The 23,567-nt window shown below is 60.0% G+C and carries 24 protein-coding genes; 5 read left to right on the top strand and 19 right to left on the bottom strand.

What is annotated here, in order from left to right; translation table 11 throughout:
• Nucleotides 1–22 precede the first annotated feature (22 nt).
• Nucleotides 23–940, bottom strand: a complete 918-nt coding sequence (locus tag D4100_RS13220; RefSeq protein ID WP_119804540.1) for a LysR family transcriptional regulator — start codon at nt 938–940, stop codon at nt 23–25.
• 124 nt (nt 941–1,064) lie between these two features.
• Between D4100_RS13220 and D4100_RS13225 the strand changes: the two genes are divergently transcribed.
• On the top strand, nt 1,065–2,258 hold the full coding sequence (locus tag D4100_RS13225) for an MFS transporter (RefSeq protein ID WP_119804541.1): 1,194 nt from the start codon (nt 1,065–1,067) through the stop codon (nt 2,256–2,258).
• Nucleotides 2,259–2,303: 45 nt separating this feature from the next.
• Here D4100_RS13225 and fucP read toward each other — a convergent pair whose 3' ends face one another.
• Genes fucP through D4100_RS13260 form a run of 7 tightly spaced genes read right to left on the bottom strand, consistent with a single transcriptional unit; the run spans nt 2,304 to nt 8,509 of the window.
• On the bottom strand, nt 2,304–3,533 hold the full coding sequence (fucP, locus tag D4100_RS13230) for an L-fucose:H+ symporter permease (protein WP_119804542.1): 1,230 nt from the start codon (nt 3,531–3,533) through the stop codon (nt 2,304–2,306).
• 33 nt (nt 3,534–3,566) lie between these two features.
• A complete protein-coding gene (locus D4100_RS13235) occupies nt 3,567–3,926 on the bottom strand; it encodes an L-rhamnose mutarotase (protein ID WP_006320091.1) in 360 nt (119 codons plus the stop codon).
• On the bottom strand, nt 3,923–4,699 hold the full coding sequence (locus tag D4100_RS13240; protein WP_006320092.1) for an L-fucose dehydrogenase: 777 nt from the start codon (nt 4,697–4,699) through the stop codon (nt 3,923–3,925). The genes D4100_RS13235 and D4100_RS13240 overlap by 4 nt, the downstream gene beginning before the upstream one ends.
• Nucleotides 4,700–4,722: 23 nt before the next feature.
• Entirely contained in the window at nt 4,723–5,562 is an 840-nt protein-coding gene (locus D4100_RS13245) for an amidohydrolase family protein (protein WP_119804543.1), read from the bottom strand.
• Nucleotides 5,563–5,576: 14 nt separating this feature from the next.
• Complete coding sequence (locus D4100_RS13250; protein WP_119804643.1) at nt 5,577–6,854, bottom strand: L-fuconate dehydratase; 1,278 nt, start codon at nt 6,852–6,854, stop codon at nt 5,577–5,579.
• 14 nt (nt 6,855–6,868) lie between these two features.
• Nucleotides 6,869–7,714 carry a fumarylacetoacetate hydrolase family protein gene (locus D4100_RS13255; protein WP_119804544.1) on the bottom strand — a complete coding sequence of 282 codons (846 nt, stop codon included), beginning with the start codon at nt 7,712–7,714 and terminating at the stop codon, nt 6,869–6,871.
• A gap of 54 nt (nt 7,715–7,768) precedes the next feature.
• Entirely contained in the window at nt 7,769–8,509 is a 741-nt protein-coding gene (locus tag D4100_RS13260) for an SDR family oxidoreductase (protein WP_119804545.1), read from the bottom strand.
• 235 nt (nt 8,510–8,744) lie between these two features.
• Here D4100_RS13260 and D4100_RS13265 point away from each other — a divergent pair, with 235 nt between their 5' ends.
• Together D4100_RS13265 and ampH are read left to right on the top strand one after the other, a co-directional pair.
• Nucleotides 8,745–9,503, top strand: a complete 759-nt coding sequence (locus D4100_RS13265; protein ID WP_006320097.1) for a FadR/GntR family transcriptional regulator — start codon at nt 8,745–8,747, stop codon at nt 9,501–9,503.
• 229 nt (nt 9,504–9,732) lie between these two features.
• Nucleotides 9,733–10,875 carry a D-alanyl-D-alanine-carboxypeptidase/endopeptidase AmpH gene (gene ampH, locus D4100_RS13270; protein ID WP_006320098.1) on the top strand — a complete coding sequence of 381 codons (1,143 nt, stop codon included), beginning with the start codon at nt 9,733–9,735 and terminating at the stop codon, nt 10,873–10,875.
• 46 nt (nt 10,876–10,921) lie between these two features.
• Here the strand turns inward: ampH and hpaC are convergent, their stop codons facing one another.
• The 11 genes from hpaC to D4100_RS13325 all read right to left on the bottom strand — a co-directional run bounded on the left by hpaC (nt 10,922) and on the right by D4100_RS13325 (nt 21,813).
• Nucleotides 10,922–11,434, bottom strand: a complete 513-nt coding sequence (hpaC, locus tag D4100_RS13275) for a 4-hydroxyphenylacetate 3-monooxygenase, reductase component (protein WP_006320099.1) — start codon at nt 11,432–11,434, stop codon at nt 10,922–10,924.
• Between the two features lie 17 nt (nt 11,435–11,451).
• On the bottom strand, nt 11,452–13,014 hold the full coding sequence (gene hpaB, locus D4100_RS13280) for a 4-hydroxyphenylacetate 3-monooxygenase, oxygenase component (RefSeq protein ID WP_006320100.1): 1,563 nt from the start codon (nt 13,012–13,014) through the stop codon (nt 11,452–11,454).
• 159 nt (nt 13,015–13,173) lie between these two features.
• The gene (gene hpaA, locus D4100_RS13285; RefSeq protein ID WP_006320101.1) at nt 13,174–14,070 is read right to left on the bottom strand and encodes a 4-hydroxyphenylacetate catabolism regulatory protein HpaA; all 897 of its coding nucleotides are present in this window, start codon (nt 14,068–14,070) and stop codon (nt 13,174–13,176) included.
• A 193-nt stretch (nt 14,071–14,263) separates the two neighbouring features.
• The gene (gene hpaX, locus D4100_RS13290) at nt 14,264–15,634 is read right to left on the bottom strand and encodes a 4-hydroxyphenylacetate permease (protein WP_065505878.1); all 1,371 of its coding nucleotides are present in this window, start codon (nt 15,632–15,634) and stop codon (nt 14,264–14,266) included.
• Between the two features lie 130 nt (nt 15,635–15,764).
• Nucleotides 15,765–16,565, bottom strand: a complete 801-nt coding sequence (gene hpaI, locus D4100_RS13295; protein ID WP_065505877.1) for a 4-hydroxy-2-oxoheptanedioate aldolase — start codon at nt 16,563–16,565, stop codon at nt 15,765–15,767.
• A gap of 39 nt (nt 16,566–16,604) precedes the next feature.
• Nucleotides 16,605–17,408: a 2-oxo-hept-4-ene-1,7-dioate hydratase gene (hpaH, locus tag D4100_RS13300; protein ID WP_004949866.1), complete on the bottom strand. Its 804-nt coding sequence runs from the start codon at nt 17,406–17,408 to the stop codon at nt 16,605–16,607.
• Between the two features lie 10 nt (nt 17,409–17,418).
• Nucleotides 17,419–17,805, bottom strand: a complete 387-nt coding sequence (locus D4100_RS13305; protein WP_065505876.1) for a 5-carboxymethyl-2-hydroxymuconate Delta-isomerase — start codon at nt 17,803–17,805, stop codon at nt 17,419–17,421.
• Between the two features lie 52 nt (nt 17,806–17,857).
• Entirely contained in the window at nt 17,858–18,931 is a 1,074-nt protein-coding gene (gene hpaD, locus D4100_RS13310) for a 3,4-dihydroxyphenylacetate 2,3-dioxygenase (RefSeq protein ID WP_119804546.1), read from the bottom strand.
• Between the two features lie 37 nt (nt 18,932–18,968).
• Nucleotides 18,969–20,423, bottom strand: a complete 1,455-nt coding sequence (hpaE, locus tag D4100_RS13315) for a 5-carboxymethyl-2-hydroxymuconate semialdehyde dehydrogenase (RefSeq protein WP_119804547.1) — start codon at nt 20,421–20,423, stop codon at nt 18,969–18,971.
• Nucleotides 20,420–21,184 carry a fumarylacetoacetate hydrolase family protein gene (locus tag D4100_RS13320; protein WP_065505873.1) on the bottom strand — a complete coding sequence of 255 codons (765 nt, stop codon included), beginning with the start codon at nt 21,182–21,184 and terminating at the stop codon, nt 20,420–20,422. The genes hpaE and D4100_RS13320 overlap by 4 nt, the downstream gene beginning before the upstream one ends.
• The gene (locus D4100_RS13325) at nt 21,181–21,813 is read right to left on the bottom strand and encodes a fumarylacetoacetate hydrolase family protein (RefSeq protein WP_065505872.1); all 633 of its coding nucleotides are present in this window, start codon (nt 21,811–21,813) and stop codon (nt 21,181–21,183) included. Before D4100_RS13325 ends, D4100_RS13320 begins: the two co-directional genes overlap by 4 nt.
• A gap of 357 nt (nt 21,814–22,170) precedes the next feature.
• Here D4100_RS13325 and hpaR point away from each other — a divergent pair, with 357 nt between their 5' ends.
• Together hpaR and D4100_RS13335 are read left to right on the top strand one after the other, a co-directional pair.
• Nucleotides 22,171–22,623, top strand: coding sequence for a homoprotocatechuate degradation operon regulator HpaR (hpaR, locus tag D4100_RS13330; protein ID WP_119804548.1), 453 nt, complete (start codon nt 22,171–22,173; stop codon nt 22,621–22,623).
• Between the two features lie 125 nt (nt 22,624–22,748).
• Nucleotides 22,749–23,555 carry an alpha/beta fold hydrolase gene (locus D4100_RS13335; RefSeq protein ID WP_065505870.1) on the top strand — a complete coding sequence of 269 codons (807 nt, stop codon included), beginning with the start codon at nt 22,749–22,751 and terminating at the stop codon, nt 23,553–23,555.
• Nucleotides 23,556–23,567 lie beyond the last annotated feature (12 nt).

Raw genomic sequence — 23,567 nt, forward strand, 5'->3', positions numbered from 1 at the left:
CGGCTGTAACCCTCCTTGCGTGTTAGGTCGGTTCCCAAATGGCCTTGCCGCCCCATCGGTTTTCTATCTCCCCCACGAATCGTTTCACTTTGGGTGACAGATAGCGCCGGGTGGGATAAACGGCGCATATTGGCGCTTCAGCCCGGCAATATCGCTCCAGTACCGGCACAAGCGTGCCGGCCGAGAGTTGCTCACCAACCAGAAAAGCACCAAGTTGGCTCAGACCAACACCCGCGAGCGCCGAGTCCCGCAATGCTTCGGTGTTGTTGAAACGCATTCTTCCGCCGACCTGTTCGTCACGATGTTGTCCATTCACCTGATAGCGCCAGGGAACCGGCATTCCCTGGTGCGAGAACACCAAACAGTGGTGATCAACCAGATCGTCCGGCGTCTGAGGCACACCATGGTTATCCAAATAGCCTGGTGAAGCACAGGTTATCAGCCGGTGTGGCGCGAGGACTTTGCGCACCAGCCGGCTGTCATCATTACCGCCAATGCGGATAGCCAAATCGATCCCATCGCGCACCAGATCGCTGTAGTCATCGGAGAACGTCACCTCTACATCCACTTCCGGCCATTGGACCAGGAAATCCCTCAAAATGGGTAAAATATGCAAACGACCGAAGGCGACTGGAAGATCGATACGCAGACGTCCTCTGGGCGTTTGATGCCGCTGATTTATCGCCGTCTCCGCTTCATCAACTTCCGCCAGAATCCGCAGCGCATGTTCATAAAACACCAGACCTTCTTCGGTCAGGCTCACGCTGCGCGTCGTCCGGTGCAGAAGCCGAGTGGCCAACCGCTCTTCCAGCCGATTAACGCTTTTCCCCGCCGACGAGCGGGATATGCCGAGCCTCTCGGCCGCCAGAGTAAAACTACGCGCATCAGCGACCCGTACAAACACCAGTAGATCGGACAGGTTATCAAGCGACACCGCCATTAAATTAGCCACGTTTTGTCCCCAATGTTGCTCATTTAGGCCAGTTTATCACCCGATAGTGCGCGTATACACTGTGTTCGTTCCACCCATGCCCTCTATCAAACCCAGTAAACGAGGAAATTTAATGAGCACATCTCACCAGGCCGACGAGCAACCACCAGGCGTCCCAAGACGCTGGCTGGCGGTATTTTCCCTCGGGCTCGCCACATTTTCCGTCGTCACCACCGAAATGTTACCCGTCGGCCTGTTGAATCCCATTGCGGATACGCTAAACGCCACGGTTGGCCGGGCGGGCCTGATGATTTCACTGCCCGCCCTACTGGCCGCCTTTTTTGCTCCACTGGTTGTTCTCGCCTCCGGAGGAATTAACCGCAGGACGATCCTCCGCTGGCTTCTCATTTTGCTGATTGCGGCTAATATTGCTTCAGCCACGGCAACCAGTATGAACGGGCTGCTGGTCGCCCGCGTCATCGTCGGTTTCTGCATGGGCGGGATTTGGGCCATTGCCGGGGGCGTTGCAGGGCGGTTGGTGCCGCAATCTTCCCTTGGTCTGGCGATATCGATAATTTTTGGCGGCGTCGCGGCCGCTTCCGTACTAGGCGTACCCTTAGGTGCATTTATGGGGGATGTATTCGGCTGGCGTACCGCCTTTCTGGCGATGGCCCTTTTAGCTCTGCTGGCGCTAATCTTGCTTATCAAGTCGTTCCCATCAATGCCTGTGGAACACTCCGTCACTTTAGGGCAATTCGCCGAACAACTGGCAAACCCAAAGCTTCTTGCAGGACTCCTGGTGACAGTCCTGTTGGTCGCCGGCCATTTCATGGCTTTCACCTTTATTCGACCGCTGCTGCAGACGGTATCCCATTTTGACGACAACTGGATTGGCCCACTGCTGTTCGCCTACGGTCTCGCCGGCATTGCCGGGAATTTTCTTGCCGGCGGCGCAGCGGCAAAACACCTTCGCCCGACACTGACGCTGATCACCCTCGGGTTAACTGCTGCCGTCATCCTGTTTTCCTGGTGGGGAGGAACCGCCGTAAGCGGCGGTCTTATTACCCTGTTGTGGGGACTTGCCTATGGCGGGGTTTCCGTATCGCTGATGACCTGGATGATGATCGTAACCCCCCGATCCATTGAGGTCGCCACTTCTCTTTATATCGCCCTCTTTAATATCGGTATTTCTATCGGCGCCGTAACAGGAGGGCAACTTGTCGATAAATATGGTCTGACAACCAATGCCCTGATGGCCGGTGCCACCACAGGTCTGGCATTGGTGGTTATCGCGCGGGTAAAAATCAAGGCTGAACCTGCACCCTGATTGTCCACTGCGGCCCGCCGCTGTCTGAGCCGACGGGCCGTAGATTTAGCGGCGGCGCTGCTGCATGCCGTAGACAAACACCACGGCAAAGCACAGCAACGGCAGCAGGTACGACAACGCGGTGCTGTATCTGTCTGCCAGTGCCCCCATAAAGTAAGGCATGATGGCGCCGCCGACGATCGCCATGATCATAAAGGAACTGGCGCGCTTGGTGTGTTTACCCATATTTTTCACCCCCAGGGCGAAAATGGTCGGGAACATGATCGACATAAAGAAGAACACGCCAATCAGCGCCACCACCGAGAGCCCGTCGATACTGAGCATCACCACGCCGCACAGCAGAATATTGATCAGCGAGTAAAGCATCAGCAGCGTGGCGGGTTTCACTCTGCCCATCAGCCAGGTGCTGAAGAAGCGCCCGATCATAAAACAAATCATGGCGATGGAGAGCAGGTAGGAGGCGCTCTGGTTGGAAACATCGCTCCAGTGTTCGGTGGCGTAGTTAATAAAGAACGCCCCCACGCCGACCTGTGCCGCTACGTAGAAGAACTGGGTTATTACCCCGCCGACGAAGTGCTTGTGCTGCCACAACCCTTGCGCGATTTCACCCTGCTCCGGCTGCTCTTCCTCACGGATATCCGGCAGTCGGGTGCGGCTGAACAGCAAGGCAATCAGCAGCACCAGCACGGCGATCGCCACATAAGTCACCTTCACCGCGCTCTGGTCACCGCCGCTTGCCCCTTGGGTTGCGGAGAAAAACAACGTGCCGCCGATCATCGGCCCGATGAACTGCCCCAGGCCGTTAAAAGACTGGGCGAGATTGAGCCGCCGTTCCGCGCCCTGCGTATCGCCCAGCACCGTAGCGTAAGGATTGGCCGCGGTTTCCAGGCAACCCAGGCCGCAGGCAATGACAAACAGCGCAAACAGGAAGGCGCCGAAGCTGTTGGCGGAGGCTGCCGGCACAAACAACAGTGCTCCCAAGGCATACAGACACAGCCCTACCAGAATGCCGGCCTTGTAACCTTTCTTATCCATAAAATAGCCGGCGGGCAACGCCACCAGGAAATAAGCGCCGAAATACGCCGCCTGCAACAACCCCGACTGCGCCTTGGTCACGTGCAGGGTTTCCTGAAAGTGTTTATTTAATACGTCCAACAGGCCATACGACAGCCCCCACATAAAGAACAGGCTGGTGACCAGGATAAAGGCCCAGCGTAAATTGGAGGTCGCCTTGACGCCCAGCTGTGGCGGGGCCGCACTTTTTTCAGCAAGCATTGATATATCCTCGGGTAGGGTAATGAGATGTTGTTATTGCTGTTGCAAAGAGAATATCCGCTCCATCGCCACCCATTTTTCGCCCTGCGGCGTCCAGGGGGTAGCCACCTGGTATTTCCACATCAGGGCTTCCCAGCGCTGCACATGGGGATTGCTCAGACCGGCGGCGTCAAACCGTGCGGCATCGAACGCGGCGCTGACTTCAACGATCATGAACAACCGGGTGCCCAGCCGGTAAATCTCCATATCCAGGATGCCGTGCTCACGCAGATGTTCGGCAATTTCCGGCCAGATGCGTTGGTGGTGGCGCTGATACTCCTCAATCAGCGCCGGTGAATCGACCAGATCGAGCGCCTGGCAAAAGCGCCGCGGCAACCCCGCCGTGCCGCTCATGTGATCGCCCGATCAAGATGCAAATAGCCGCCGTCCACCGACAGCCACTGCCCGGTGGTGTGCGACGAACGCGATGAGATCAAAAACACCACGGTATTGGCGATTTCCTGCGGCGTGGTCATCCGCTGTTCGAACGGAATGCGCGCGGTAATTTTCTCAAGCTGCAGCTCCGGTTGTTCGAAGGTATTGATCCAACGCTGATACTGCGGCGTGATCACCTCCGCCGGCACCACCGCATTCACCCGCACGCCCTCATGGCGCAGCGACACCGCCCACTCGCGCGTTAACGCCAGTACCGCGCCCTTGGCGGCGGTATAACCGCTGGTACCGCCCTGCCCGCTGAGTGCGGTTTTGGACGCGATGTTGACGATGGCCCCCTTACTGCTTTGCAACGCCTGCCGGCACAGGTGCGCCATCAGATAGTAATGAATCAGGTTTTTCTCCAGCGAGCCGACAAACGCCTCTCGTCCCGCCTCCAGCCCCACGCCATCGTTTACCCCGGCGTTATTCACCAACCCGTCGAGGCGGCCGAAGGTTGCCAGGGTTTGCGCCACCGCTCGCCGGCAGTCGTTTTCTTCACAAAGATCGGTGATGATCACTTCGCTCTGCGGCTGCAACCGGCGCAGCGCCGTCAGGAAATCCGCCTCCGGCTCCGCGTTGGTGACAATCACCGGAATAGCCCCTTCTTCCGCCAGCAGGCGGGAAATGGCCGCGCCGATGCCGGAGCCACCGCCGGTGACGATCACCACTTTCTCTTTCAGATACAAATCCATAACTCAACTCCGTTAATCCGTAGCTAACCCCTGGCCAGGCTGTAAACGCGGCTGGCAGTGCCGCCCCAAATTGCCGCCTGCTGTGCAGGACTCAAGGCGGCGACAGCCTGTTCGCACAGGTGATAAACCTGGTCGTAATCGCCGGCCAGCAGGCACACCGGCCAGTCGGAACCGAACATCAGCCGCTGCGGGCCGAATGCCTCCAGCGCCGCCTCAAAAAACGGCAATAGTTGCTGTGCCTGCCAACCGCCGCCGGGTGCTTCGGTAATCAACCCGGACAACTTGCAGGCCACGTGGGGCAGCGCCGCCAGCGGTTTGATTTGCTGCGCCCAATGCTGCGCGCCACGGGCGATATCCGGCTTGCCGAGATGATCCAACACCAGCCAGTAATCGTCGTGCCGGGCGGCAAACTGCGCCGCAGCCGCCAGATCCCGGTGAGTGACCAGAATGTCGTAGACATAACCGTGCCGCTGCAGCGTCTGCATGCCGCGCCGCACCTCCTGCCGCTCCAGCCAGGCCGCCGGTTGCGGCTCATCCTGAACCAGATGACGCAGGCCGCGCAGCAGCGGCTGTTGGCGCAGTTCATCAAGCCGCTGCGGCAGCTGAGGCGCGGCAATGTCCAGCCATCCCACCACACCGCATACGCCACGGCTTTGCTGCATCTGCACCAGCAGCGTCCGGGTTTCCTGCTCGCATTGGCGGGCCTGCACCACCAGCGCGCCGTCGAAACCGTGGCGTTGCAGCAGCGGTTCGAGCTGCGCCGGGCCGTAGTCCTGGCGCAGCACCGCCATCTGTTCGCTAATCCACGGATACTCCTGCGGCCGGTAGCGCCAGTAGTGTTGGTGAGCGTCGATGCGCAGCATGCCGTGCTCCCGCTTCAACCGCGAAACCGATACTGTTCGATCGACGCAGGGTGCATCTCGATCGAATATCCAGGGTGTTGCGGCGGCATGTAGGCCGCGCCCCTGATGTCGCAAGGATGAATAAAATGTTCATGCAGGTGATCAACGTATTCGATCACTCGCCCGTCGTGGGTACCGGCGATGCACAGGTAATCGATCATCGACAGATGCTGCACGTATTCGCACAGCCCCACGCCACCGGCATGCGGGCACACCGGCAGGTTGTATTTCGCCGCCATCAGCATCACCGCCAACACCTCGTTGACCCCGCCAAGGCGGCAGGCGTCGATCTGCACCACGTCAATCGCCCCGCGCATGATGAACTGCTTGAACATAATGCGGTTCTGGCACATCTCGCCGGTAGCGACCTTGACCGGATGGATCCCTTCGCGGATGCGGCGATGCCCCTCAACGTCGTCCGGGCTGGTCGGCTCTTCGATAAACCAGGGTTTGGCGAACGCCAGGTGCTTCACCCACGGAATGGCGTCGTTGACTTCCCACACCTGGTTGGCGTCGATCATCAGTTGGCGGTCGGGGCCAATCACCTCGCGGGCGATGCGCACGCGGCGGATATCGTCTTCCAGGTCGCGGCCCACTTTCAGCTTCAGGTAGGAGAAACCGGCGTCGACCGCTTCCTGGCACAGCCGACGCAGCTTGTCGTCCGGGTAGCCCAGCCAACCGGCGGAGGTGGTGTAGCACGGATAGCCTTCCTCCAGCAGCCGCGCCAGACGCTGTTCCTTACCCTCGGCCCGCTGCTTCAGCAGGCTGAGCGCCTCCTGCGGCGTAATGCAGTCGGTGATGTAACGGAAATCGATGCAACGCACCAGCTCCTCCGGCGTCATCTCCGCCACCAGCCGCCACACCGGTTTGCCCACGGATTTGGCCCACAGATCCCATACCGCATTCACCACCGCCCCGGTCGCCAGGTGAATGGCGCCCTTGTCCGGCCCAATCCAGCGCAGTTGGCTATCGCTGGTGAAGCGCCGCCAAAACTCGCCCATATCGGCGGCAATCTCCTCAAGCCGGACGCCGACAATCTGATGCTCCAGCGCACGGATCGCCGCGCAGCAGATCTCGTTGCCGCGGCCGATGGTAAAGGTCAGCCCGTGGCCGCGCAGATCGGCGTGGTCGGTCTCCAGGATCACGTAAGCCGCCGAATAGTCCGGATCCGGATTCATCGCGTCGGATCCGTCCAGCCCCAGCGAAGTGGGAAAACGAATATCTTCAACCCGCAGTGCGGTAATCGTCGTCATGGTGCGGTTCCCCATCAGGCCTGTACGGTTGTTTGACGCTGTTCACCCAATCCCTCGATGCCCAGGCGCATCGTCTGCCCGGCCTTCAGGTAGATGGGCTGCGGCTTCTGCCCCATGCCCACACCCGGCGGTGTACCGGTGGAGATCACGTCGCCCGGCTGCAGGCTCATAAAGCGGCTCAGGTAGCTGATGATGTGCGGAATGCGGAAGATCATGGTGCTGGTATTGCCGTCCTGATAGCGTTTGCCGTCCACTTCCAGCCACAGGTTCAGGCGGTGAGGGTCGGCAATTTCATCGGCGGTCACCAGCCAGGGGCCGGTGGGGCCGAAGGTGTCGCAACCCTTGCCCTTGTCCCAGGTACCGCCGCGCTCAATCTGGAATTCACGTTCGGAAACGTCGTTAATCACGCAATAGCCGGCGACGTGGCGCAGGGCATCCTGCTCACTGATATAACGCCCGCCCTGGCCAATGATCACGCCCAGCTCCACTTCCCAGTCGGTTTTGACCGAATCGCGCGGAATTTGCACGTCGTCGTTTGGCCCCACCACCGCGCTGGTCCATTTGCTGAACACCACAGGTTCACCGGGGATCGCCGCACCGGTTTCCGCCGCGTGATCGGCGTAATTGAGGCCAATGCAGATAAACTTGCCGATGTGGCCGACGCACGGCCCCAGGCGCGGTTGCCCCTCGACCAGCGGCAGTTGGTTGATATCCAGCGCACGCAGTTTTTCCAGAGATGCCGGCAGCAGCGCCGCACCGCTAACATCGGCGATATGCTGCGAAAGGTCGCGGACCTGGCCGTGATTGTCCAACACCCCCGGGCGTTCCTGTCCTGGCGCGCCATAGCGTAAAAGTTTCATAGATTCCTCAATCCTCCGGAGAAGCGCCTTCGGCGGCGCCGCAAAAAGTAAAAATCAGTTGCTCCAGCCGCCGTCGATGATCTGCACCGTACCGGTGGTATAAGAGCTGGCATCCGAGGCCAGATACAGCGCCAACTGGGCGATCTCGGCGGTCGTGCCGATGCGGCCAATCGGCTGACGGGCGACAAACGCCTGATAAACCTCTTCCTCACTGCGTCCCTGTTCACGCGCCTGCTCGGCAATGCGCTGGCGCAACGACGGCGACTCCACCGTGCCGGGGCAGATGGCGTTACAGCGAATGCCCTGGGTAACGTAATCCGCGGCCACCGAACGCGTCAGGCCGATCACCGCCGCCTTGGTGGTGCTGTAAGCAAAGCGGTTCGGCACCCCTTTCACGCTTGAGGCGACCGAAGACATATTGATAATCGAGCCGTTTTTACGCGCCAGCATGCCGGGCAGAAAGGCGCGGATCATGCGGAACATCGCCGTCACGTTAAGCTCGTTGGCGAACGCCCACTGCTCCTCGCTGCACGCCAAAATCGACCCGCTGTGCACCACGCCTGCGCAGTTAAACAACACGTCGACTGGCCCGAGGGTTTCCGCCGCCGCGGCTATCGCGGCCGGATCGGTGACGTCAAGCGTCAGCGCCTGAATGCCGGGCAACCCCTGCAGTTGGCCGATGTTGATATCGGTGGCGATCACTTCCGCGCCCGCCTCGGCGAACAGCCTGGCGGTGCTGAAGCCGATACCCTGTCCGGCGGCGGTGATCAGCACGCGTTTCCCGGTTAAATTCATTTTTGCTCCCTCGGCCTAAAGGTCCAATGGTCAGGCCATTAAAGGCGGTTAAAGGTCAGACCTTTAACATGACAAAAGACGCTTTACGCGTTATCGTTTGGTGAGAATGTTATGAGACACACTTAAAACAGCATTTTGATTAACCAACTTTTTACACTTGATTAACCATTACTCAAGCAGCTTGACTAATAACTGTGCGCTGAATCACTTATCGCTAAACGGCTCAAGGTAACCCATGCCCATCACTCGACTGGAAAACCCACGGATTTACAGACAGATAGCCGATCAACTAAAGCGGCTCATCGAAAACAATGAATTTCCGCCGGGCAGCCGCCTGCCGTCCGAGCGGGATCTGGCCCAGCAGTTACAGGTCAGCCGCGCCTCGGTACGTGAGGCGCTGATCGCGCTGGAAGTGATTGGTCTGGTCGACGTGAAAGTCGGTAACGGAGTGATCGTGCGGGCGCAGGCGCCGGTTTTGGCCTCGCAGGAGCCGGTGATGGCGCAGGCCGGCCGCGACCAATGGGCGGAAATCGATGATGAACTGAATATCGAGCTGGATTTTAACGCCGAGCTGCCGCCGTTTTCGCTGCTGCAAACCCGCTTGTTGATCGAACCGGAAACCGCCGCGCTGGCGGCGCGCCACGCCACCGACGAAGAGCTGGCGGGCATTCGGGCAGCCTACGAGCAAAACTGCCGCGATAACCGCGCCGGATCGGCCACCCATCCCGGCGACCGGCTGTTCCACATCCGCATTGCCCAGGCCAGCGGCAACCCGGCCTACGCGTTCGTTATCGGCCACCTGCTCGGCCACCGCTACGGCAGCATGTTCCGCGTGCTGCAACGCCACTATACGCCGGACGATATGCCGCACCGTTCAGAACAGGAACACCGGGCGATCCTGGAGGCGATCGAGGCGCGGGACGTACGCGGCGCACGCAAGGCCATGAAAGCGCATCTGGATGAAGTGATCGCCATCTTTACCCGCGCGCAATAGGCCGTTTCGGCACGGCGGGGGCAAGGGTAAAAATTTTGACGGACCGCTCTTTTTTCCACATGCAGACGGGGCCAAGGCACATTACACTGGCAGCATATTGCCCCCTATGGCTTTCAAGTTGCAGCGAGCGCAGGTAACGACGCCGCAGCTTGAAAGACGATGAATATAGGCCGCGTCACGCCACGGCCCGGGCCCTTTCCTTGCAGCCTTTTAACATGGATAACGATCGTTGAAGAACTCTTTCCGCGCTTCATTGCTGGCGCTGAGCCTGTGCGCCGCGCCACTGGCCGCTCAAGCCGCCGACCCGCAACTGGCCTCGCAAATCGTCGACCAGTATGCCGAACACATTTTCTTCAACAGCGGTGCCACCGGCATGGCGCTGGTGGTGATTGACAACAATCAGGTGGTTAACCGCAGCTTTGGCGATACCAAGCCGGGCAACGATCTGCGCCCGCGCCCGGATTCGCTGATCCGCATCGCCTCAATCACCAAGCTGATGACCAGCGAAGTGATGGTCAAAATGGCGGCGGAAGGCCGGGTCAAGCTGACCGATCCGCTGCGAAAATACGCCCCGCCGGGTGCCTCGGTACCGGCCTATAATTCGCGCCAGCCCATTACCCTGCTGAACCTGGCGACCCACACCAGCTCGCTGCCGCGCGAGCAACCGGGCCAAAAACCGGCGAAAACGCCGGTGTTCACCTGGCCGACCAAGGCGCAGCGCTGGCAGTGGCTCGAACACGCCAACGTCGCAGTGCCGCCGGGCGTGCGCGCCGCCTATTCCAACCTGGCGTACGATCTGCTGGCGGATGCTTTATCCCGGGCGGCAAACAAACCCTACAGCGCCCTGCTGCGCGAAAAAATCACCGCGCCGCTCGGCATGGTAGACACCACCCTCACCCCCAGCGCCGAACAGTGCTCGCGCCTGATGGTGGCCGCCGCCGGGCCAAGCGCCTGTCGCGATACCACCGCAGCAGCCGGCAGCGGCGGGATTTATTCTACCCCGCGCGATATGCAGCGCTGGATGCAACAGTTCCTCTCTTCCAACACCGCCGGCGCGCGTAAATCGACGGCGGCCAGCGAACAAACCATGTACTTCCAGCGCAACGATCTGGTGTCGCTGAAAGGCATGGACGTGCCGGGTGAGGCAAGCGCGCTGGGATTGGGTTGGGTGTATATGGCGCCGAAGGACGGCCTGCCGGGCATTATTCAGAAAACCGGCGGCGGCGGCGGGTTTATTACCTATATGGCGATGATCCCGCAGAAAAATATCGGCGTCTTCGTGGTGGTAACCCGCTCAGATCTGACCAAATTCACCAATATGAGCGATCCGGTTAACCGGCTGGTAGGGGATTTGGCGGCCAACAAAAGCTAGCGCCGCAGAATGAATTTCGGGGCGAGCTTGCTCGCCCCGCCAACACTCAGGCCAGGGTCATTTCGTGCATCACCGGGTGGAAGTTGCGTTTGAAGTAGATCAGGCCGTTACCGGCGGCGTTCACCTGGATCTGGCGGATCTGCACCAGATACACCTGATGGGTGCCGATGCTCTGGATCTGCACGATCTCCCCTTCCAGGCTGGCCAGCGTATTGCGCAGGACCGGCTGGCCCAACGGGCCGCTTTGCCACTCCTCCAGCCGGAAGCGCTCCTCCATGCTGACGTCGGTCATGCCGGCGAAATGGCGCGCCATCAGCTCCTGCTCATGATTCAGCACGTTGACGCACAGCTGCTGATTCTCCTGGAAGACCGGGTTCATCGCGCTGTTGCGGTTAATGCAAACCAGCAGCGTCGGCGGCGTATCGGTCACCGAGCAGACCGCCGTGGCGGTGATGCCGCAGCGCCCCGCCGGGCCGTCGGTAGTCACAATATTCACCGCCGCAGACAGGCTGGCCATGGCGTCGCGAAACCGCAGACGGTGTTCATTTTCCTGAGACATACAACCCTCCTCCTGAATTACTTCAGCAGATTATCCAGCTGATTAATATCGCCATTGTTATGCAGGTGCGGCACTTTCCAGCCGTGCTGATCGTAATCGGACAGGCACTTGTCGACCATCTGCATCATCTGGTTCATGGCACCGGATCCCTGTGCGTTGCGCAGGCACTGCAGGCGGATCTCATCCTGGCTGCCGGCATAGTTGATCTCATACAGCTCATGACGGCCGCCGAACTCGCTGCCGATCGCATCCCACATCAGCTTGAGGATCTTGATGCGCTCGACGTGATCCATCCCATCGGATCCGCGCACGTAGCGAGCCAGGTATTTGTCGATCTCCGGGTTGTTCATGTCGCGCACGCTGGACGGCAGATAAATCAGCCCGCTGGTGACGTTCTTTTCGATGATGTGCTTCACCTTGGTGTACGCCATCGGCGCCATCACGCGGTAAGTTTGCATCGCGGTGGAATCCGGCAGATAAGCGCCGTTTTCCCATTTTGTGGACTCCGCGCACATCGCATCGCTCAGCGACCAGAACAGGTTGCGCCAGGCCACCACTTCGCCGAGATCGGCCTGCACGCCACGGAACTCCAGCACGCCGGTACAAGACAGGCTCTTTTGCAACAACGCGGTGATAAAGTCCATCTTCACCGCCAAACGCACACAGGCCTGCAGCGGGAACAGCCGGGCGAAACCGCCCTGAGTGCTCCAGCGACGGCAACGATCGAAGTCGCGGTAGATCAGCACGTTTTCCCAGGGGATCAGCACATGATCCATAATCAGGATCGCATCGTTCTCGTCAAAACGGCTTGAGAGCGGGTAATCGAACGGCGATCCGGTCGCGCCGGCCACCAGCTCATAGGAGGCGCGGGAGATAAGCTTCACCCCTTCGGCATCCATCGGCGCCACAAACATCAGCGCAAAGTCCGGGTTATCGCCCATCACCTGGGCGGAGCCGAAGCCGATAAAGTTGTAGTGGGTCAGTGCCGAGTTGGTCGCCACCACCTTGGCGCCGCTGACGATAATGCCGGCGTCGGTCTCTTTCTCCACCTGGATATAAACGTCTTTCACCTCGTTGACCGGCTTGTGGCGGTCAATCGGCGGGTTGACGATGGCGTGGTTAAAGTACAGACCGGTTTCCTGAATGCGCTGGTACCAGTGGCGGGCGTTATCGGCGAACTGGCCGTAAAACTCCGGATAGGCCCCCAAAGCGCAGCCGAAGGCCGCCTTGTAGTCCGGGGTGCGCCCCATCCAGCCGTAGGTCTGGCGCGACCAGTCGGCGATGGCGTCACGCTGCTGGCGCATTTCTTCCGGGCTGCGGGCATAGCGGAAAAACTTGTGGGTGTAGCCGCCGTTGCCGGTGTCGGTATTCCAGCACAGGCGATCCTGGCTGAGCGGATCGTGCAGCGAGTCGTACAGTTGGCCGACCGAAGCCGCCGCATTGCGGAACGCCGGGTGGGTAGTGACGTCCTTCACCCGCTCGCCGTAAATATAGATTTCGCGGCCATCCTGCAGGCTTTTCAGGTATTCGGCGCCGGTGAACGGGCGTTTGCTGTCGGCACGAAAGTCTTCTGGTTTCATCGGGTGATCCTCGTCTGTGGATTCGTTTTTGTTAAATATATGTTTCCTTTTGGTTGCTTAATTGAAGCTGCCAACGCCGGTTTCGAGAAGAGACTTTTGCGGCAATCGCCGGTACTTTTCAGGCGGATTGGCCGCCATCGATGCGAATTGTGATCCAGGTTACGAAAGGGGGTGCTGCGCGGCGCGGTAGGTCGAAGGCGAGCAGCCTTCCAGACGATTGAAAAAACGGGCGAAATAGGCCGGGTCCTTGAACCCCAGACTGTAAGCGGTCTCATGCACGGTACAGGCGCTGAACAGCAGCATACGCTTGGCTTCGCGCAACAGCCTGTCGAAGATCAGCCGTTTGGGGGGTTGGTTGGCGAAGCGGCGGCACAGGTCGTTCAGCCGTGATTCGGTCACCCCCAGCGCCTGCGCGTAGTCCGGCACCGGCAGATGATCGCGGAAGCGTTCATCCACCATTTTGTTGAAACGCTGGAACAATTTCAGCTCGCCGCGCACCCCGCCGGTGGCGGTATCCTCCAACGCGGCATTGCGCAGCAGCAGGGTAAACACCGCCTGCGCCAGCAGCGCCAGCGTCTGCTCGCGGCCGGCCAGCTGCTGGCCGAATTCACGGCGGATCAGTGCCCAGTAATGGCTCAGTGCCGTCAACTCCTGCGGGGCGTCCGCCATCGACAGACAGATGCCCGGCATATCGAGCGCCAGATTGCTGCCGGGGTACAGCCGCTCCAGCAGCGGCCAGATCAGCTCCTGGCGCACCGTCAGCACGTGGCCGTCACTGACCGGCTCGGTGAAGAACGCATGCGGCACCGAGGGCGGCGTCAGGATAAACAGCGGCGCCTGCACCGAATAGTGCTGGCTGTCGAGCTGCAACTCAATCTTGCCGGTCTCCAGAAAATGCACCTGGAAGAAACGGTCGTGCCAGTGCACCTGCATGTCGCGGCCAAAAAACGCCGCCAGCCCGGCAAAGGTTTCGTAATGCACCTCATCGGTGGCGTAGCGCGCATCGTACTCTTTGCAGATGTCGATATTGGCGATAAAACCGGTACTTTTCTGCACATCATCCTCCCCCAGCGATGAGATCCGTGATAAGCCTTTTATTAGGCGTCAGACTGCTAACAAAGCCCGTTATTAGGGAGAGCGTGCCGAAGGGGTCGTAGCGGCTTGCCCGCCGGAGCGCCCCTCGGTGCGCTAGGCCCGAGTATCTCGGATTCAAAAACAACTTTGTCATCGAACTCAAGCCTTATCAGGCTTATGGCGTGGCCCGCGGACGCGAGCCTTGCATCGGAATGCGCCAGACGATCAACGCCCCGATGACCAACAGCGCCGCCACAAAATACAGCCCGGCATTAAAACTGCCGGTCAGATCCTTAAACCAACCGATCAACAGCGGGCTGACCGCCGATCCTATATTGCCGGTGGCGTTGATCACCGCGATCCCGATCGCGCGCGCTTCCAGGCTGATGGATTGATCCGGCGTGGTCCAGAAGATCGCCATCGCGGTGAAAGACCCCACCGAAGCCATGACGATCCCAAACAGTTGGATCAGGCTATGATCGGTGGCCGAGGCCAACAGCCAGCCGGCGGCGGCAAACAGGTACGGCAGCGCAGTATGCCGCTTGCGCTCCTGCAGGCGATCCGATCGTTTGCTCCACCACACCATGCCGGCGATGGTACAGATCTGCGGGATCGCCGCCAGAATGCCGATCACGATATTGCTGCTGCCCTGATTGAAGCTCTGCAGGATCTGCGGCGTCCAGATGTTGATGGCACTCAGGGTATTGGTCAGGCAAAAATAGGCCAGCGTGTACATCAGTACGATCGGGGTGAGCACCTCGCGCCACAGGCTGCGCTGCTGCATCGCCCGCTGGCTGCGCGGCCCGTTGGGCTGCACCAGTTGCAGCTTGTCGGCGTCCATCATCGCCTTCAGGCTGGATTTTTCTTCGTCGGTCAGCCACTTGGCCTTGGCCGGCGTATCGTCGAGATAGAACCACACCACCACGCCCAGCAACACCGAAGGAATGCCTTCCAGCAGGAACAGCCATTGCCAGCCCTTGAGGTTCAGCACCCCGTCCAGCGCCAGAATGTAGCCCGATACCAGAGAACCGATAGCCATCGTCACCGGCATGGCGATCATAAACAGCGCGTTGGCGCGGGCGCGGTAAAACGCCGGGAACCAATAGGTGAGATACACCAGAATGCCGGGCAGGAAACCGGCTTCGGTGATGCCGACGATCATGCGCAGCACATACAGGCTGGTCGGGCCGGTGGCGAACAACGTGCAGGTCGAAGCGATGCCCCACAGCACCATGATGGTAGCGATCCAACGTCGCGCACCGACGATCCCGAGCATGATATTGCTGGGAATGCCGAAGACAACATAGGTGACGTAAAACAGCGTCGCCGCCAGGCCAAACATGGTCGAACTGAGGCCGAGATCCTTGCCCATCGTCAACCCGGCGAAGCCGATGTTGATGCGGTCGAGGAAAGAGAAAACAAACAGCACGAACAGGAAAATAATCAGTCGCCGAAACAGCTTTTTAATCACCGATTGCTCGGCGGCGGTTAACGCTTTATGTTGCTGCGCCGGGTTGACCGGCGGCAGCGAATCGACGTTGCTCATAATGGCTCCGATAGGGTTGTGTCCGGTAACATAGGCTGCTTGAACATTGGCCCGTTATGTTCATCCCCCTCCGCCTTGATTACGGGCTTTTGGGACGGAGACGGTGCCACGATCAATTAAGGGATACCGCCTAATAAACGCCCGGGGATGGCGGTTGCGCCGGCGGCAGATCCTGTTTAAAACGGCTCGCCAGGGATTCCGCCGCACGCGCCAGCAAGGTGGTATCCACCCCAACGGCGACAAACAGCGCGCCGGAGGCCAGGTAATGCTGCGCCAGCTGCGGATTGGCCATCAGGATGCCAGGCGCTTTGCCGGCCGCGCCGATGCGCGCTATGGCGTCGTCAATGGTGCGTTGCACTTCCGGGTGCTGCGGGTTGCCGGCAAAACCCATGTCGGCGCTCAGATCCGCCGGGCCGATAAATACCCCGTCGACGCCTTCCACCTGCAAGATAGCGTCCAGATTTTTCACCGCCTCGCGGGTCTCGATCTGCACCAGCACGCACATCTGCGCATCGGCCTGCTGCAGATAATCCGGTAGCCGATTCCAGCGCGAAGCTCGCGCCAGCGCACTGCCGACGCCACGTACGCCGTGCGGCGGATAGCGGGTGGCTCGCACCGCCTCGTGCGCTTGTTCGGCATTCTGAATCATCGGGATCAACAGGGTTTGCGCACCGACGTCCAACAGCTGTTTGATGATCACCGCATCGTTCCACGGCGGGCGCACCACCGGGTGACTGGGGTAAGGCGCTATCGCCTGCAACTGGCCCAGCACCGTCTGCACGTTATTGGGCGCGTGTTCGCCGTCGATCAGCAACCAGTCGAAGCCGGCACCGGCCAACAGCTCCGCGCTGTAGCTGCTGCACAGACCCAGCCACAGGCCAATCTGCGGGCGTTTTTCCTGCAATGCCTGCTTAAAAGAATTGGTTAACATCTCTTTCTCCATGATAAACGGGTGCAGCGCCCCGGCCTGTTAAACGAAGCGGCAGCTGATGCAGCCCATCGGGCCGTAATCGACGTGGAAGGTGTCGCCGCGCCGCGCGGGCACCGGCCGGGTAAAGGAACCGCCGAGGATCACCTGGCCGGCCTCCAGCTCTACGTCATACGGGAACAGTTTGTTGGCCAGCCAGGCGACGCCGTTGGCCGGGTGGTTGAGCACCGCCGCCGCCACGCCGGACTCTTCGATCACCCCGTTGCGGTACAGCAGCGCACTGATCCAACGCAGATCCAGCGCGTCCGGCTTGATCGGCCGGCCGCCCATCACCACCCCGGCGTTGGCGGCATTATCGGAAATGGTGTCGAACACCTTGCGCGGCCGCTGGGTCTGCGGATCGACGTTATGGCTGCGTGCATCGATGATCTCCAGCGCCGGAATGACGTAATCGGTGGCGTTGTACACGTCGAACAGCGTGCAGTTCGGCCCGCGCAACGGTTTGGCCAACACGAACGCCAGCTCCACCTCGACGCGCGGCACGATAAAACGATCGACTGGAATGTCGCTGCCGTCGTTGAAGAACATGTCGTCCAGCAGCGCACCGAAATCCGGTTCGGTGATCTGCGAGCTGACCTGCATGGCGCGCGAGGTCAGGCCGATCTTATGGCCCTTCAGCGTACGGCCTTCGGCGATCTTCAGCGCCACCCACTGCCGCTGAATGGCATAAGCGTCTTCAAGGGTGATCTCGGGATGATCCAGCGACAGCGCGCGGATCTGTTCGCGGCTCTGCTCCGCCTGATGCAAGCGCTGCACGGCGCGGCTAATCAGCTCTTTATCCAACATTTACGGCCCCTTACTCTTTGCGAAATAGCGCATGGACATTGTTCTGCTTGTAATTCAGCACCGGATCCAGCTCTTCCAGGGTGAAAGACAGCGCCAGATAACGGCTGGCCATCAACGCGGCAAAGTGTTCCTTGATCAGCGCGAACAGCATTTCCCCTACCTGCTCACGGCTCTCCAGGCTGCGGCCGTGGCCGATTTTCAACGTCATGTGCACGAAGGCGTAATCCTGCTTGCCGTCGGCCATTTGCCAGGTGTCCAGCCAGATGGCGCGGCTGCGTACCCCGGCCAGCGGGAAGATGCCGGTATCCGCCAGCGCCTGATTGACTTTGGCGAACAGCGCGGGCAAATCCGCCTCGCGGCGGAGGTTGTCGGTACATTCAGCGTAAAAATGGGGCATGGCTATCTCCGAACGACGAATTTGCGCGGGCAAGCCGCCCGCGCTGCGGTGATTACAGGGTGTTGCCGAGCTTGAAGCCTTTTTCCGTATCGCCCTCTCGGGTGTAAGAAAAACCATCGGCACCGATGGTGACGGCCATTTCGCTTGGCGCGCTGCGTTCGATAACCGGTTGCGGCTGGCCGTCGAGATCCAACACTTGCGATCCCTCGGTGTACCAGCTCGGCACCACCGGGTTACCCCACCAGTCGCGGCGCTGGTTGTCGTGCACATCCCAGGTCACGGTCGGGTTATCCGGATCGCCGGTGTAGTAATCCTGGGTATAGATCTCCACCCGGTGTCCATCGGGATCGCGCAGGTAGAGATAGAAGGCGTTGGAGACGCCGTGGCGACCGGGACCGCGCTCGATCAAATCGGATTTGCGCAGCGCGCCGAGCTTGTCGCAAATGGCCAGAATGTTGTGCTTTTCATGGGTGGCGAAGGCGATATGGTGCATACGCGGCCCGGCGCCACCGGTCATCGCGGTATCATGCACCGTGGCTTTGCGGCGCATCCAGGCGGCGTAAACCACGCCGTTTTCATCGCGGATATCTTCCGTCACGCGGAAACCCAACCCCTGGATGTATTCCACGGCTCGCGGGACGTCGGGCGTAATTTGGTTAAAGTGATCGAGGCGCACCAACGCGCCCGGCGTGTAGAGATCGTAACGCCAGGCCAGGCGTTCGACGTGCTGCACGTCGTAGAAAAACTCGTACGGAAAGCCGAGCGGATCTTCAACCCGCACCGAATCGCCGATACCTTTGACGAAGCCCTTCACCCGGCGCTCGGTGCGGCAGCCCAAGGCGTTGAAATAGGCTTCGGCGCGGTCGACGTCTTCCGGCGTGCGCACGCGGAAAGCAAAGGCCGCAACGGCGGCCACCGGGCCTTCGCGCAGCACCAGGTTGTGGTGGATAAACTCTTCCATCGAACGCAGGTACAGGGTTTTCTCATCCTCGGCGGTGACCACCAGCCCAAGGATATCGACGTAAAATTCACGCGCCGCTTTAAGGCTCGTTACCTGAATTTCCATATAGGCACAGCGCACAACGTCGGGAGCAGGGACAGCATGGGTGGTAAGTTTTGTCGTCATCGTTCTCATCTCTTTCGTTTTTGTTGTGGCCTGAGGCTTAGACGCCCCATTTCGGGATGGGGTGATCACCCATGGAAATACAGACGTTCTTCATCTCGGCGAACACTTCAAAGCTGTATTCCCCGCCTTCACGGCCGGTGCCGGAAGCTTTCACGCCGCCGAACGGCTGGCGCAAATCGCGTACGTTTTGGGTGTTGACGAAAACCATGCCCGCTTCAATATTGCGGGCCAGGCGCAGCACCTTGCTCACATCCTGCGTCCAGATGTACGACGCCAGACCATACTCGACGTCATTGGCCATGCGCAGGCCGTCTTCTTCCGATTTGAACGGCAGCAGACAGGCCACCGGCCCGAAGATCTCCTCCTGCGCGATGCGCATCCGGTTGTCGACATCCGCCAGCACCGTCGGGCGCAGGAAGTTGCCGTGGCTCAGCCCGGCCGGTTTTTCCGGGCCGCCGGCCAGCAAGGTAGCCCCTTCTTCCACCCCCAGGCGGATATAGCCGGAGACTTTTTCCCAGTGCTGCGGGCTGATCAGCGCCCCCACCTGGGTGTTGGGATCCTGCGGATCGCCCACGCGCAGGCGGTTGGCGCGTTCGGCAAAACGTTTGACGAATTCCGGGTAGATACTTTCCTGAATGAAAATGCGCGAACCGGCAGTGCAGCGTTCGCCGTTGATCGAGAAGATGGTGAACAACGCGGCGTCCAGAGCGCGTTCGATGTCCGCATCCTCAAAAATCAGCACCGGCGATTTGCCGCCCAGCTCCATGGAAAATTTCTTCAACCCGGCGCTCTCGATAATACGGCGCCCGGTGGCGGTACCGCCGGTGAACGACACGGCGCGCACGTCCTTATGGCGCACCAGCGCGTCGCCGGCGGTAGCGCCATAACCCTGCACCACGTTGAGCACCCCGGCCGGGATGCCGGCTTCCAGCGCCAGCTCCCCCAGGCGATCGGCGGTCAGCGGCGACAGCTCGGACATTTTCAGCACCGCAGTGTTGCCCAGCGCCAGGCAGGGCGCGGTTTTCCAGGTGGCGGTCATGAAGGGCACGTTCCACGGCGACACCAGCGCGCACACGCCAACCGGCTGGATCAGCGTGTAGTTGAGCATCTTGTCGTCCACCGGGTAGGTGCGGCCGTTCATCTGCTGGCAGATTTCGGCGAAGAACTCGAAGTTGTGCGAGGCTCGCGGGATCAGCACGTTTTTGGTCTGGTGGATCGGCAGGCCGGTATCGGCGGTTTCAAGCTCGGCGATCTGCGGCACGTTCTCGTCAATCAGCTCGCCCAGACGGCGCATCAGACGCGCACGCTCTTTCATCGGCGTATTGGCCCATTTCGGGAACGCGGCCTTGGCGGCGGCCACCGCCTGGTCGATCTCCAGTTGCCCGCCGGATGCCACCTCCGCCAGCACCTCGCCGTTGGCCGGGTTGCTGGTGGTGAAATAGTCTTTGCTGGCGACGTTCTTGCCGTTGATCCAATGGTTGATGGTTTTCATCGCAAACTTTCCTCGTAATCTTTTTCACTGATGATGTGGTTAACCAGACGGCCGATGCCCTCGATTTCCACCACCACCTCGTCGCCCGGCTGCACGTCGGCCAGCCCTTTCGGCGTGCCGGTGGCGATCATGTCGCCCGGTTGCAGCGTCATAAACTCGCTCAGGTAAGCGATCAGGAAAGGGATATCGAAAATCATGTCGGCGGTGCTGCCGCGCTGGCGCAGCTCGCCGTTGACGTAGGTGCTGAGCGCCAGGCGGTGCGGATCGGCAATGTCATCGCGATCGACGATGTACGGCCCAATCGGCGTCAGGGTGTCGCGGCTTTTCACCCGCAGGTTCGGGCGGTAGTAATTTTCCAGATAGTCGCGGATGGCGTAGTCGTTGCACAGCGTGTAACCGGCCACATAGGCCATGGCGTCTTCGCGACTGACGTTGCGGGCGGTTTTACCGATCACCGCCACCAGTTCGGCTTCGTAATGCATGTACTCCACGCCGGCCGGGCGTACCGACACCTGGCGGTGGCCGGTCAGGGTGTTCGGCGCTTTCAGGAACACCAGCGGCTCTTCCGGCGCCTTGAACTCCAGCTCGCTGGCATGATCGGCGTAGTTGAGGCCCAGGGCAAACACCGTACCCTGCGCCGGCGGCAGCCACTCGGCGTCCCGCTCCTGCAACACAGTGCCGTCCGGCAGGGTAACGCGCAGCTGCTCATCCACGCGGGCGTTAACGATCTGGCCGTGATGGCGAATACGGGCGTGTCTCATGATAATTCTCCTGCCTGCGTCACGCGGTTGGTCAGAGTGGGCAGACCGGCGGCACGCACCGTCACTTCATCCCCCGGGTTGAGCTCCACCCGCTGGTACGGGGTGCCAATCAGCACCGCGTCGCCCGGTTGCAGGGTAATAAAATCGCTGATGGCGGCGATCAATTCAGGCACCGAGCGCACCAGATCGGCCGTCGACCAGCGATCCTGCTCCACCCCGTTGATTTCGGTGACGATCTCAAGCTTGCCGGTTGCCGACAGCTGCCCAATATCCCCCAGCGGGCAAAAACCGTCGCGACACTTCGCCTTGATCGCCGGGCGGTAAAAGCTGCTTTCCGGCAGGCTGACGTCATTGGCCAGCGCGTAGCCCGCCAGATAGTCCGCCACCCGCCCGGCCGGCACCTTACGGGCGGTATCGCCGATCACCACCGCCAGCGTAGCGCCGCTCTGCACCTTCTCACCGGCCGGGAACGGGATCGCCCCGCCGTTGGCGAGGTGGGTATTGCGCGGTTTGATAAACCACACCGGGGTCTTGGGCGGGGTGTTATAGGGTGGCTCATGGAACGCCTGATCCCAGGCGTCAATCTGGCTGCGGTGGTTCAGCGCGACGGAAAATACGGTGCCTTTCATGCAAACTCCTCTTGTGACAGAACATGACAACCGGCATTCATTAATATATTAATGATTAGTTTTATACGCTGTTTAGGATTTACGCAACGCGGTTGGATTGATTTGTGATCCTGATAACAAAATATTCACAACCAAGAACAATTATCGTTATTATTCAAGGTGTTAATCATTTTTTTGCGTGTTTTTACCCGCCAGCCTATTTTTCGCTTTATCCGTTGGGGTAAAAATGGCTATTATTAAGTTATTAACAAATCAGGCTTTGCAGGAACATATTCTCTTGCGCTCGTGGTCCCGGCAGGCTGAGACCCTACGATAAAGGCCGATATACCGAACACCTTGATAGTAAAGGCCAAACCTATGCATGAATCCTTAACCATTGCCCTGTTGCAGGCGCGTGAAACCGCCATGGGTTTTTTCCGCCCGATCCTGAAAAGCCACAATCTGACGGAACAGCAGTGGCGCATCATCCGCGTGCTGGCCAACAACCGCTCGATTGAATTCCACGAGTTGGCGGCGGAAACCTGCATCCTGCGCCCCAGCCTGACCGGTATTTTGTCGCGCATGGAGCGCGACAAGCTGATCTTCCGCCTTAAGCCGGTTAACGATCAGCGCAAGCTGTACGTTTCGCTGACCCAACCGGGCCAGGAGCTGTACGACGTGGCACGCCATCAGGTGGAACAGGGTTACCGCGAGATTGAAGCCGCGTTTTCGCAGCAGAAGATGGATCAACTGATGACGTTGCTGGACGAGCTGATCACCCTGGGCGACAAACTGCCGGCCAACGTGACGGCTCATCCCGCAAAAAAGTGATGCGAATCACCCCATGATGAGGACGAACTTGTGCATCCTGGCGCCGCACATTGTGCCCCTGCACCCTTCCCGCTTTGCCGCTACGCTGAATAGGGTTTCCGTTATCCTGCCGATGAGAAAATACTATGTCTGAACAAAAGATTAGCTTTATCAAAGGTGGCCAGGGCGATATTGCGGTGCATGACTGGAGCCATGAACGGCCGCGCTTTCTGGCGCTGCTGGTACACGGTTACGGCGAGCATCTTGGCCGTTATCAGTATGTGGCGCGCACGCTGGAGGCACAGGGCGCACGGGTGTTTGGCCCCGACCATCTCGGCCATGGGCTGTCGCAGGGCGAGCGCGTATTGATTGAGGATTATGATGCCGTAGTCGACGACGTTCGCCGCGTAGTAGAGCATTTTCAGCAATTACACCCAGGCGTGCCGCTGGTGGTCATCGGCCATTCGATGGGCGGCATGATCGCCACCCGTTATACCCAGCGTTATCGCGAAGGTATCCGCGCACTGGTGCTATCCGGCCCGCTGATCGGCGAAAGAACCCTGATCTCCGACTTGCTTGATCTGCCCGCGATCCCTAACGAACCGCTGGATCCCGCCACTCTGTCGCGCGATCCGTCCGTTGGCGAAGCCTATCAGGCCGATCCCTTGGTGTGGCACGGGCCGTTCAAACGTCCGACGCTGCGCGCCATGCAGCAGATCCTGGCAAAAATCAACGCAGGGCCGGGTTTCGGCGCGCTGCCTACGCTGTGGATACACGGCGATGACGATCGGCTGGTGCTGATGGCCGAATCGCAAACCGCCATCGATAGGCTGAAGGGCAGCGATTTCGAGGCTATGGTCAACCCCGGCGGGCGGCATGAGAGTTTTAACGAGACCAACAAAGATCAAATATTGAAGCGGGTCACCGACTTTATTGAGCGGGTGATCGGCTAAGCGAGACTCCCC

The sequence above is a fragment of the Serratia inhibens genome (assembly GCF_003591175.1).
GTDB classification, from domain to species: Bacteria; Pseudomonadota; Gammaproteobacteria; order Enterobacterales; family Enterobacteriaceae; genus Serratia; species Serratia inhibens.